Source organism: Corallococcus sp. AB030, assembly GCF_003668965.1.
Lineage (GTDB): Bacteria > Myxococcota > Myxococcia > Myxococcales > Myxococcaceae > Corallococcus > Corallococcus exiguus.
This window is the reverse complement of record NZ_RAWQ01000260.1, coordinates 1-11,989: the sequence shown is the minus strand read 5'-3', so window position 1 is coordinate 11,989 and position 11,989 is coordinate 1. Positions and strand designations below refer to the sequence as shown.

Below are 11,989 nucleotides of genomic sequence, written 5' to 3'. Positions count from 1 at the left end.
AGCAGTTGGAGGAGCGCATCCTGCTCATCGCCGAGGTGACGGCCCGCTCACGCCAGCAGCGCCGAGAGCGCGAACGGCGGAAACGTGAGGCTTCCCTCGGGAGTGGCGGCTAAACCGGAAGCGGATGCCTCCGGGAGACTGTACCAAAGACGTCTGGCGCGACTTGAGCAAAGCAGTTGGCACGGCATGCAAGACTCAGAGCATGAACTGTGACGAAACGATGTCCTGCGTGGACTTGACGGTTCGATGGAATCGTTTTGAGCGGTGCATCGAGGCGCGCAGGACCTTGATGAACCGCTGCTTTCGCGGCGGCGACCTGGCGCACAAGGGTGCCCTCGCCACATATGAACGAGGCCAGGCTGAGTGCACGAAGTTGATTCGTGTCCGCTGTGGTCCCAATGAGCAATGCAAATGAGCGATGACGCTCTCCGCCAGAGCATTGAGCATGCATTCTCGGATGTTCCCCGCCCCGAGAAGAAACGCGTCGCCTATGCACGCGGTGCATGGGAGACACCCAAACTCGTTCGGGACTTCGGGGGGCGCCACTGGAAGGACGTCCCAGTTGAGAAGGTGCGCGACCATGCGGCGCATCTCTCGCTGTTCAGTCCGGAAGCACTTGCCTATTACCTTCCGGCATATCTCAGCGCGGCGCTCGTGGATCCTGATGTGCGCGGCTTTCTCTTGTCCTCATTAAGCATCCCCGACGAGACACAGCCAGACCTGCGCGCCTTCTTCCTTCGCAGGTTTGATCGATTGAGCCCGCCCCAAAGGAACGCCATCCGGATGTTCCTCATCCACATGAGGGACGCATCCACTTCGCCTATCTCCAAGCAGTCCTGGTCCCAAGCGTTGGAGACGTATTGGGACCTACCCGCGGACTGACGTCCGCGCTCAGCCACTCGTATCTAGCTGCCAGGGCCATCCAATAGCCCCCGAGGAAGCAAGCCAGGGGACCTCGCTTCGAAGCGTCGAACATCCTTGACGAGTTCCCGGACAGACGCGTCGCGCAGGTGCCCTCGGTAAGCCAGTGTGTCTTCACACCGGAGACGCAACCACTCGACATCCCCAGTAGGGACGTCTGGCCCCTTCAAAAGCCCGTGAAGAACTCCGGCCAGGTCGCGAACCCATTGGTCCTTCTCACTCATCCGTCGTGATTCCGTAGATTGGCGCATGGAAGCCGCGCTCTACATCGACCCGAACATCGCCACTGCTTTGCACCGCCACCAGGATCCGGGCGTCCCCGATCCGCATCCACCACTCGCGTTCGCCGAGTTGCTCGATGTGGAGCCAGTGGTCGACAACCAGTTCGTCAAACACCCCTTCGTTCTTCACGGCTACGTCACCGGATGGACGATGCGCCAACAATCGCCATTCCCGGCCAGGGGACGCAGCAAGGCGGAGGGCCGTTCAGCTTCGTTCTCATTCTTCTCGCTCATGACTCATACCCCGAGGTCATTCCATGAGCAGCGTTCGAAGAGCCAGCGCTCAACGAGGTTCTCAACGTACTGCTGCGAACCTCCACTCCGGCCGTCCAAATCGCGTGGGGAGAGCGTCAGGCGTTCGACTCCCACCAGCCGGATGTTTTCGATTCGCAGCGGGTTGCCGGATGCGAGCCGTTCAGTCCACGAACGAAACGTTCTCTCCAGGGAATTCAGCCCCATGAAACACGCCATTCCTAAGGTGTTCTCGAGCGTGCTTCATACTCTGCGATGTAATGCTCAACAGGATAGGCCGTGCCAGTTACATGGAACTCGCCGGTCACCCTGTCTACAATCAAGGGTGCATTCCCGCCTACCGCAAAGGCCGGGTCCCCAGTTTCCACATGCCGCTTCGAGGCATAGAAGAAAACCCATCCGAACTCACGCTCGATCGTGCGCTCATCGAGAAGAATCAACTCCCCCCCAGCTTGAGCACTCACCCTACGTACGTAGGCATCCACCAGCTCACGTGCTTCATTTCGATTCATCTTCCACCTGCTTTCGCCGCGCCCATCCATCTACCCCGAGTCGGGCCGAAGGTCGCCGACCCGGCCAGTCTGAACGATTTCCTGGATGCCAGACGCAATGCGCTCCCGCGTGACGGAAGCGACGACCACGAGATTCCGCTCAAGAAACACCCTGCCGCCATTCAGAGCCTCATCAACATCCTGGGTCAAGCGAGTAGGGTCGTACACGGTGAGGGTGTACCGACGCCCCTGAATCACCGCGACGACGCCGGGGAGCCAGCCTTTGGCCTCGACCTCCCAATCGGAGTCCTCGAAGCCAGGAGGGAACTCCAGGACGATGTTGCTCATGACGCTCACAGTGGATTGAGCGGCTCGGTCACGCGGAGTGAGAACCCCAGGGCCCTGAGGGCCTTGAAGTAGGGCATGGAGCGCATCTCAGGGCATTTGAGGACCGCCTCCTGGAACTCCATGGGCGGCACGTACCCGTGCGCGTCGATGTAGTGGACGATCATCGTCGGAGCGATGAAGACCTTCGTCTCCCCGGGGATGAAGACGTTCGCATTCCCGGCGGCGTCCCCCGCACCAAAGTAGGACGTGCCCGCGAGCCTCCCCACGAACTGGCAAAGCGAGCACACGTGGATGCCCGCGAACGCCACCGGAGGCTGCCACGGATTCCCACACAGGCGGAGCAGCGCCTTGAAGAACTTCTCGTCCACGGTGCCCTGGGGATAGGCGTGCCCCTTTTCAAGCCAGCCCACCGCGAGCGACGACTGCTCCCATTGGCGCATATAGCCACAAGGGGTCAGGTCTTGAAAATGAGACATCTGAGTGACGCTCCTCTGTCTGACACTCGCATCTATCTGCTAGTCCCATCCAGCAGCCCCCGAGGAAACAAGCCAGGGGACCTCGCTTCGAAGCGTCGAACATCCTTGACGAGTTCCCGGACAGACGCGTCGCGCAGCTGCCCTTGGTATTGCAGGGTGTCTGCACATTGAGCACGCAACCACACCCGCCATCTCGACTCCGACCAATTCAAGTCCCCAGCAGCCGCTGAAGGGCCTCCCGGAGAATCGGCAGGTACTGCCCTGAAACCTCCACCTGGAATCCACCGTCGACTCCAAGCGCACTCGATGCCCGAGCGTCGAGCAAGACTTCGATTGAGCATTCACCGACCATCCACCTTGTCACGCCACCATAGTGACAAGCCCCACTCTCCGTACACAGACAGTAGGTATCCATCCCACCTACTCTATCCTGATCGTCGAACGAGAGGGATTTCTGGATCTCAAGGCGCATGCCAGCGCCGTCGTGCCGTTCCGCGAGAACAACTGCATACGTGTTGATGTCCTGCATCTCGTCGGCACCAACCGCAGCTGCATGAAATTTCCGCATATCACCGTCCTCCTGCGGCCCAAATCTTCACTGGAGCGGGATGCGTTCCGCCGTGATGCCGCGGATTGGCGCATGGAAGCCGCGCTCTACATCTTCATTCTCGTTCTTGTCGCTCATGACGCTCACCGTCTCGGAGACGCACCGGGTCCAAGCATTGGAGACGCATTGAGACCCGGCGGAATGACGCCCACGCTCAGTGCTTCAACTTCGAGAACGGATTGTTGAACGGCTCCGGCTTCTTCTGCGGCGGAGCCTGCGTCGCGGGCTTCTGCGCGGGCCGCTGCTGCTGCGCCGGTGCACTGGTCGCGGGCTTCGCCTGTGCCGGCCGCCCTGACGGCTGCGGCGCCCCACCTTCCAGCACCGCCCGCACGGACAAGGCCAGACGCTTGCGCACCAGGTCCACGGTCAGGACCTTCACCGTCAGCCGGTCGCCCACCTTGGCCACCTCCGACGGGTCCTTGATGAAGCGCGCCGCCAGCTGCGACACGTGCACCAGGCCGTCCTGATGCACACCCACGTCCACGAACGCGCCAAACGCCGTCACGTTCGTCACCACGCCCTGCAACACCATCCCCTCCTTCACGTCCTCCAGCGTGCGCAGGTCATCCCGCGTCGCGTGCGCCGTGAAGTCTCCTCGAGGGTCCCGGCTCGGTTTCTCCAGCTCCGCCAGGATGTCCTTCAGCGTCAGCTCGCCCAGCTCCGGCCCCAGGTAGCGCTTGGCTTCAATCTGACGCACCAGCGCCGCGTTCCCCACCAGCGATGCCACGTCCACGCCCAGGTCCTTCGCCATGCGCTCCACGACCGTGTAGCGCTCCGGGTGCACCGCGCTCGAATCCAGCGGCTCCGGCCCTCGCACCCGCAGGAAGCCCGCCGCCTGTTCGAACGTCTTCGGCCCCAGGCCGCTCACCTTGAGCAGCTCCCGCCGCGTGGTGAAGCGCCCCTTCGCCGCCCGGTGCGCCACCAGCTTCTTCGCCAGCGACGGCCCCACGCCGGACACGTGCTCCAACAGCTGAGGTGACGCCGTGTTCACGTCCACGCCCACCGCGTTCACGCACGAGTCCACCACCTCGCCCAGCTTCTTCTTCAAGAGGCCCTGGTCCACGTCGTGCTGGTACTGCCCCACCCCGATGCTCTTCGGGTCGATCTTCACCAGCTCCGCCAACGGGTCCTGCAAGCGCCGCCCGATGGACACCGCCCCGCGCAGCGACACGTCCATCTCCGGGAACTCATCCCGCGCCACCTCCGACGCGGAGTAGATGGACGCGCCCTGCTCGCTCACCGACACCACGGGGACCTGCACGCCCATCGCCTTCAGCGTGTCCCGAGTGAAGACCTCCGCCTCGCGGCTGCCCGTGCCGTTGCCCACGGCGATCAGCTCCGGCTTGTGCTTGCGCACCACCGCCTCCAGCAACTTCGCCGCGCGCGCCCGCTCGTCCGCGCTCCGCTCCGAATAGAGCGTCGTCGTCTCCGCCACCGACCCCGTCACGTCCAGCATCACCAGCTTGATGCCCGTGCGAAGCCCCGGGTCCAACGCCAGCACCGCCCGAGCCCCCGCCGGCGCAGTCAGCAGCAGGTGCCGCAGGTTCTCTCCAAACACCCCGATGGCGCCCTTGTCCGCGCGCTCCTTCATCTCCGCGCGCAGCTCCGACTCCAGCGACGGCCCCATCAACCGGTCCCAGCTGTCCTCCACCGCCGCGCGCAGCTCGCCCGCGAACAGCGACTGCGGCCGCGTCACCACGCGCCCGGTGAAGAGGCCCTTCACCTCGTCATCCGGCAGGCCCAGCTTCACCTTCAGCACGCCCTCCTCCTCGCCGCGCAAGAGCGCCAGCACGCGGTGGGACGGGGCCTGCGACAGCGGCTCCTCGTGGCCGTAGTAGTTCTCGAACTTGGTCGTCTCGCCCTTCTTCGCGGGCACCACGTCCGAGCGCAGCGAGCCCCGCCGCGCGCAGATGTCGCGGGCCTCGCGGCGCAGCTTCGCGTCCTCCGCCACCCGCTCCGCGCAGATGTCCCGCGCGCCCGCCAGCGCCTGCGCCACGTCCGCCACGCCCTTGTCCGCGCTCACGTACGGCTTCACGCGCGCGTCCAGGTTCTCCCCGCGCTGGCCCTCCTGCTTCCACACCAGGTCCGCCAGCGGCTCCAGCCCCTTCTCCCGGGCGATGGCCGCGCGCGTGCGGCGCTTGGGCTTGTACGGCAGGTACAGGTCCTCCAGCTCCGCGCGCGTGCGCGCCGCCTGGAGCGCCTTCTTCAGCTCCGGCGTCAGCTTCCCCTGCTCCTCGATGCTGCGCAGGATGGTGTCGCGCCGCCCGTCCAGCTCCGCGCGCTCCGTGGCCTTGTCCAGGATGGACTGGATTTGAACCTCATCCAGCCCTCCCGTGGCCTCCTTGCGGTAGCGCGCGATGAAGGGGACCGTGCCTCCCTCTTCGTGCAGTGCGAGGGTCCGGTCCACCTGCTCCGGCTTGATGCCCAGCTCCTGGGCCAACGCGGCGGCATAGACGTGCATGGCGCCCGTCTATACCCCGGTCCGCTCGCGCCTCCCAGAGACGCGCCGCTCGCCTACTGCCGCACCAGACGGATGACGTCCAACGCCACGTTGTAGCCCGTACTCGCCGCGTTCTTCCCAACAGTCGTGAACGTGAACGCCTGGGGCTCCAGGTCCGTGAACGTCGCCGTCCCCAGCTCCACCTCCACGAACTGCGTGGTGGCGGAGTACTCGTCCTGCGTCCCGCCCACCGCCACCCCGTTCACGTCCAGCCGGTACTGCCCCCGCCCGTTGTTGCGCTTGGTCCGCACCCGCACCGCGAACGTGCCCACCGTGCGCGGATAGAGCGTGTACGTCACCTTCGCGCCCACCGCGCTCGTGTTGTGGTAGCGCACCCCGCCCAGCTCCGGCCCCGCCTCCACGCCGGTGGACGACGGGTCCGGGGTGCTCGTCGGCTTCAGGTTCTCCGCCTGGTACACCAGCACCCGAGCGTCGTGCTCCACCGCGCGCCCCAGCCGCTTCTGCGTCTGGTCCACGTAGAGCGACTGCGGCACCAACTCATTCCCGGACTGCGCCACCTCCGCGAAGTCCGCCGGGGCCGTCTTCGTCGTCACCGACACGTCCACGCCCGTCGCGCTGCCACGCATCCCAATCACATACCCCTGCCCGTACTGCTGCGACCGCACCACGCTCGTGCCCCCGTACGACGGCGGCTTCGCCCCGTTGGTGTTCCAGAACACGCTCTCCGTCGTGGTGACGCCGTGGCTCGTGGTGCCGTAGGGCGTCCGGTCCGCCGCCTCGAAGCGCTCCAGGTACAGCGTGGTGTTATCCACCAGGTTCGCCGCGCTCAGGTGCATGTGGAAGTCGGACACCTTCTCGCCGTTGGACACGCGGTTGTTGAACAACACGTTGCCGGTGGTGTGCATGGAGCGGAAGTCGAAGTTGTGCCGCCCGCCGTACGCCACGCTGTCCTTCACCAAGCTGTCGCTGCCCCGGATGGAATACAGGTACCCGTTTCCGCCGCCGCCCTTGTACTGGGGCTTGTTGATTTCACACCCCTCCACCGTGACGTTGCGCGCGTAGTTCAGGTCGATGCCGTTGGACAGCACGTGCACGTCCTGCGTGTTGGACGGCGGCCGGTATGAACCAACGCCGCGCACCCAGCCGTCCACCACGTGGTTCATCAAGAGCGCCGTGGACTCGTGCACCTGGTACGCACCGGTGCCCTGCACCGTGTAGTCCTCCTCGGACAGGCCCGGCGTGGGGTTCTCCCGCATGCCGATGGCCAGGTGCTCCACGCCCACCTCCGACAGGTGCGCGGGCACGCGGTACACCCGCGCCGCGTCGCGCATCAGCAGCCCCTGCCGCAGCGGGATGTCCAGCGTCAGCATCCGCGTGGCCGCGTCCACCGCCACCACCTGCCGGTAGAACGACGGTCCGGGCAGCGACGTCCACGTCGTGCCCATGTTCAGCTCCGCGCTGCGCGCCGCCGTCAGGTCCGCCCGCACCACCACCCACGTGCCCACGGTGTAGCCGGACACGCTCGCCACCTGGACGTGCGTCGCCTGATTGGGCGCGTCCTGCGTCAGCGCCGTCGCCGCCGTCGAAGCGGACGTCCAGGACACCGTCGTGTCGCGCGGGCCCACCTGCACCACGCGCTTGCTGCGCATGTCCGTGGCGGAGTTGTAGAGGAACGTGGACGTCGCGCCCTGCCCGCGCAGCACCACGTTGCTGTATCGGATGAGCAGCGCGTACGGCTTGCCCGCGGGCGGTGCCACCCGGTACGTGCCCCGAGGCAGGTACACCACCCCGCCGCCCGCCACCGCCCCCGCGTCGTCGAGCGCCTGCTGCAACACCGCCGTCACGTCCGACGCCCCCGTGTTGTCCGCGAAGTACGGCGCCTGCGTCACGTCCAGCACCCGGTCCATGCGCACCGGCGGCTCCTCCTGCCGCATCCGGTAGCCCGCGTAGGAGAAGTCATGCAGGAACCGCGACGTGTTGCCCGGCTGCGAGTACCCGGGCGTCCACGTCGACGGGTACAGCACGCTCCGCCACGGCGCCGCCTCCGCCACTCCCACGGCCGCGATCAGCCCCGCTCCCAGCAGTCCCTGCCATCCCTTGCGTGAGCCCACGGTGTGCTCCTCCCCGGTGTCCCGGGCTCCCTCAATGGAAGCCTTATCCAAGGAAAACAGCACAAAGCGGAAAATTCACAAAGCCCTTGAGACATAAAAAGGGCCGCGCGGGAGTTCCCACGCGGCCCTTCGCTTCAGCTCATGCGCGTCCGGCTCAGGCCGGCTGGATGTCGCTGTTCTTCACGCGGAAGGTCTTCGCGGTGAACTTCGCCTCCAGCTCGCTGTCCGCACGCTTGGAGTAGTCCTTGGCCACCTCTGCCGCGGGGATGAGGTGGAAGGTGGCGAGCGTCTCATCCGCCTTCACCTCCACCAGCACGAAGCCATGCGAGTCCGCGTCCGCGAAGCGCAGGCCCGAGTTGGACGCCATCAGCGTCTTCTCCATCTCCACGACGGCGTGCTGGTACACCGGCGCGCCCGTGGCGTAGCCCGCGCCAATCAGCGCCAGGCTGGCCAGGCTCTTGATGGAGCCGGAGGTGATGCCCGGCGCCGTCAGCACGGGCACGCCCTCCTCCACCGACGCGAACGACGCGTGGATGTCCCCGGAGATGAACAGCGTGTTCGTCACGCCCGCGGCCTTCAGCGTGTTGAGCATCACCTTCTTCTTCGTGGGGAAGCCGTCCCACTGGTCCACGCTGAAGTAGAAGCGCTGGCGCAGCGTCGGGTCCGTGATGTCCGCCTGCTGCCGGAAGTCCCAGATGAGCGCCGACAGCGACGTGGAGCTCACCACCATCTTCCAGGTGTTCGTCGCCGTGGTCATGGTCTGCTGGAACCACGCCTCCTGGTCCGGGCCGAACACGTCCTCGCTCTTGCCCTGGGACAGCTGGTACTTCACCGCCGCGAACAGGTCGAACGTGTCCTTCACCACCACGTAGCGCGAGCCCTGGATGTTGAAGAGCGCCGCCTTGCCCATGTGCGCGTACGCCAGGCCCCGGGGCTTGTCCGCGGGCGGAATCACCAGCGCCTTGTTCACCGCCGCCAGCACCTGGTTCACGTAGTAGAGCGCCACCGGACCGGCCACCCACTTGCCGGCCTTCTGCGCGGCCTCCGCGTCCGTCAGGCCCGCCGCCTTCGCCTGGCTCAGGTACACCGCCTGGAGCACCTGCTTCTGGTTCGCGTACGCCGCGTCGTCGATGTTCACGTACGCGAACGTGTCCGCCTGGAACGTCGCCTTCACCACGTCCGGCTGGCCCTGGAGCGCCGCGCCCAGCAGCGTCGCGTCCAGCGCCACGGTGCCCGGGTAGCCGTCCTCCGGGATGAGGTGGTCCGGCCGGTAGCTACGGTAGTCCGTCACCAGCAGCTTCAGGTGCTTGCCGTACTCGAAGTCACGGTAGATGCGTGAGTTGGGGAAGCGCGGCTCGCTACCCACGTCGATGGCGCCCGCGGCGGACTGCACCGTGTCCAGCGGGATGTACTCCAGGAAGGCCTGCTCCGCGTTGAGCTTGCGGTCCAGCTGCGTCTCGTCCCGCTTGCCGTCCTCGTACGTGGCCACGTCCTGCCAGCAGTCGTCGGAGAACTCGTGGTCGTCCCAGACGATGATGAACGGGTAGCGCTCGTGCACCGCCTGCAGCTGCTTGTCCGTGCGGGTCGTCTTGTAGAGGTCGCGGTAGTTGGAGAGCGAGTTCGCCGCCAGGTACGAGGTGAGGCCCGCGCCCTGCGGCAGCGCCCCATCCGGCTCGCTGAAGCGGATGCTTCGGCCGCCATCGCCGGACTGGAAGGACGTGTCGCCCGTCGTCTCGTAGACGTAGTCGCCCAGGAACACGATGAAGTCCAGGTCCGCGTCCAGCTGCAACAGCCGCTGCCAGGCGTTGTAGTAGCGGCCAATGAAGTCCTGGCAGCTGGCGAAGACGAACTTCACCGGCACGTCATCCCCCGCCGCCGGCGCGGTGCGCGTGCGCCCGGTGCGCGTGGTGTGCTTCTGGCCGTCCTTCTCGTAGGAGAAGCGGTAGTAGTACGTCGTGCGCGCGGACAACCCGGTGACCTTCACCTTCACCGCGTGGTCATGCTCCGCCAGCGCCGACAGGTCCGTCTTGTCCAGCACCAGCGTCTTGAAGTCCTCCGACGGAGAGACCTCCAGCCGCAGCGGCAGGTCAGAACCGGCGCGGTCCTTGTCCTCCACGCGCACCCACAACACCACGCTGTCCGGACGCGGATCCCCCGACGCCAACGACTGCGGGAAGTAGGGCGAGCCATCCGAAGTCTCCGTCGAGTCGTCGTCGGAGCATCCAAAGGTCGTCGTCGCCGCGACAGCAACCACGGCTTGCAGGAACGTGCGGCGTTTGAAGGGGTTGAACAAGGCGATGGACTCCAGCGGGAAGCAGGGGTGGAGGGGCTCCCGGACCCCGAAGTCTAGAGGCCCTCCTCCCTCCACACGAAACATCCCGGCGACAGGCCGGTGATGACCGTGCGCGTCACAATCCCGCAATCCCTCTCACGGTGAAGAAAAAGGGGCCGGCCCCATCACTGGAGACCGGCCCCTTTTCTACTTCACCCACCGCGCCGCTCCCCCCGGAGGTGCGCGGCGGACCATTTCCGCGAAACGCTTCGCGATTACTTCACGGCCTTCACGCGCGGGCGCTTCTCACCTTCCGGCGGCTCGCTGGGGGCGTCCGCGGCGGGCGTCGCACCCGCGGGCTTGCCGATGCCGTACTTCTCCAGCACCAGGGCCTCGACCTCCTTGTAGGTGTCCGGGTGCTCGCGCAGGTACTCCTTCGCGTTCTCCCGTCCCTGGCCGATGCGCTCTCCCTTGAAGGAGAACCAGCTGCCGCTCTTCTCGATGATGTTGTCGTTGGAGGCCAGGTCGATGAGGTCGCCCTCCTTCGAGATGCCCGCGCCGTACATGATGTCGAACTCCACCTCCTTGAACGGAGGCGCCACCTTGTTCTTCACGACCTTCACGCGGGTGCGGCTGCCCACCACGTTCTCGCCGTTCTTGATGGCGCCCACGCGGCGGATGTCCATGCGCTGCGACGCGTAGAACTTCAGCGCGTTGCCGCCCGTGGTGGTCTCCGGGTTGCCGAACATCACGCCAATCTTCATGCGGATCTGGTTGATGAAGATGACGCACGTCTGGCTCTTGGAGATGGTGCCCGTGAGCTTGCGCAGCGCCTGGCTCATGAGGCGCGCCTGCACGCCCATGTGCGCGTCGCCCATCTCGCCTTCCAGTTCCGCCTTCGGCACGAGCGCGGCCACCGAGTCCACCACCAGCACGTCGATGGCGCCGGAGCGCACGAGCATCTCCGCGATTTCGAGGCCCTGCTCACCGGTGTCCGGCTGGGACAGGAGCAGGTCGTCGGTGCGCACACCCAGCTTGCGCGCGTAGCCCACGTCCATCGCGTGCTCGGCGTCGATGTAGCCGCACACGCCGCCCTTCTTCTGCGCTTCCGCGACGATGTGGAGGCACAGCGTCGTCTTGCCGGAGGACTCCGGCCCGAAGATTTCGATGATGCGCCCGCGCGGCACGCCGCCCACGCCCAGGGCGATGTCGAGCGAAGTGGACCCCGTCGAAATGGCCTGGACGTCCTTCATCATGGGCTCGTCGTTGCCGAGCCGCATGATGGAACCCTTGCCGAACTGACGCTCCACCGCCGCCAGCGCCAGCTCGATCGCCTTTTCCTTCTCCTGATTCACGGCCATTTCTCGTCGCTCCTTGGAAGAGTGGACCACCCCGGTCCACCTGAACGCGCTTTTAGTACGCGATGGGTAGACCCTAGTCCACCCCTCTGACATCCGTTTTGGGTCCTGGCGGTCAGCTCTTGCGCAGGGCAGCCAGGAAGGCGGCCACCAGCCCGCCCAATCCGGCCGCCCAACCCGCCGGAACCTCTGGCACCAGCACCATCCCCAACCCCATCCCGGACACCACCGTCAGCAGCGCCAGGGCTCCGCGATACAGGGGAGAGCCCACGGAGGCAACCGTCAGCACGGTCAGGGTCAGCAGGGTCAAAAGCCCCTGCAGGATGAGCAGCCCGCCAGGCACGATGACGCCCGTCAGCCCCAGCACCACCTGGAGCGCCAGCGCCCCCAGCCCCACCGCCAGGGCCGGGA

11 protein-coding genes and 1 pseudogene are annotated in these 11,989 nt (G+C 66.0%); 2 read left to right on the top strand and 10 right to left on the bottom strand.

The annotated features are described in order from the left end of the window. The first annotated feature begins 124 nt into the window (after window positions 1-124). On the top strand, window positions 125-415 hold the full coding sequence (locus tag D7Y15_RS46825; protein WP_121755707.1) for a hypothetical protein: 291 nt from the start codon (window positions 125-127) through the stop codon (window positions 413-415). Then, the gene (locus D7Y15_RS38690; protein WP_121755706.1) at window positions 412-882 is read left to right on the top strand and encodes a DUF6714 family protein; all 471 of its coding nucleotides are present in this window, start codon (window positions 412-414) and stop codon (window positions 880-882) included. Before D7Y15_RS46825 ends, D7Y15_RS38690 begins: the two co-directional genes overlap by 4 nt. A 255-nt stretch (window positions 883-1,137) precedes the next feature. On the opposite strand, the gene D7Y15_RS38685 is transcribed toward D7Y15_RS38690, so the two are convergent. The 10 genes and pseudogenes from D7Y15_RS38685 to D7Y15_RS44960 all read right to left on the bottom strand — a co-directional run. Then, complete coding sequence (locus D7Y15_RS38685; protein ID WP_148712975.1) at window positions 1,138-1,332, bottom strand: hypothetical protein; 195 nt, start codon at window positions 1,330-1,332, stop codon at window positions 1,138-1,140. A gap of 343 nt (window positions 1,333-1,675) precedes the next feature. Further along, window positions 1,676-1,966 carry a YrhB domain-containing protein gene (locus tag D7Y15_RS38680; protein ID WP_120579371.1) on the bottom strand — a complete coding sequence of 97 codons (291 nt, stop codon included), beginning with the start codon at window positions 1,964-1,966 and terminating at the stop codon, window positions 1,676-1,678. A 30-nt stretch (window positions 1,967-1,996) separates the two neighbouring features. After that, entirely contained in the window at window positions 1,997-2,293 is a 297-nt protein-coding gene (locus tag D7Y15_RS38675) for a hypothetical protein (RefSeq protein WP_148712974.1), read from the bottom strand. Between the two features lie 5 nt (window positions 2,294-2,298). Beyond that, window positions 2,299-2,733: a hypothetical protein gene (locus tag D7Y15_RS38670; protein WP_121755704.1), complete on the bottom strand. Its 435-nt coding sequence runs from the start codon at window positions 2,731-2,733 to the stop codon at window positions 2,299-2,301. Between the two features lie 244 nt (window positions 2,734-2,977). Continuing rightward, window positions 2,978-3,337 (bottom strand): Imm10 family immunity protein, encoded by a 360-nt coding sequence (locus D7Y15_RS38665; protein WP_121755703.1) that lies wholly within the window; start codon window positions 3,335-3,337, stop codon window positions 2,978-2,980. A 193-nt stretch (window positions 3,338-3,530) separates the two neighbouring features. After that, entirely contained in the window at window positions 3,531-5,837 is a 2,307-nt protein-coding gene (locus D7Y15_RS38660; RefSeq protein ID WP_121755702.1) for a Tex family protein, read from the bottom strand. Window positions 5,838-5,890: 53 nt separating this feature from the next. After that, window positions 5,891-7,948, bottom strand: coding sequence for a right-handed parallel beta-helix repeat-containing protein (locus D7Y15_RS38655; protein ID WP_121755701.1), 2,058 nt, complete (start codon window positions 7,946-7,948; stop codon window positions 5,891-5,893). A gap of 154 nt (window positions 7,949-8,102) precedes the next feature. Then, a complete protein-coding gene (locus tag D7Y15_RS38650; RefSeq protein WP_120579366.1) occupies window positions 8,103-10,325 on the bottom strand; it encodes an alkaline phosphatase in 2,223 nt (740 codons plus the stop codon). Window positions 10,326-10,495: 170 nt separating this feature from the next. Next, complete coding sequence (gene recA / locus D7Y15_RS38645; protein ID WP_120600023.1) at window positions 10,496-11,581, bottom strand: recombinase RecA; 1,086 nt, start codon at window positions 11,579-11,581, stop codon at window positions 10,496-10,498. A 112-nt stretch (window positions 11,582-11,693) separates the two neighbouring features. Then, window positions 11,694-11,989 (bottom strand): annotated as a pseudogene (locus tag D7Y15_RS44960) (hypothetical protein); the annotation flags it as partial.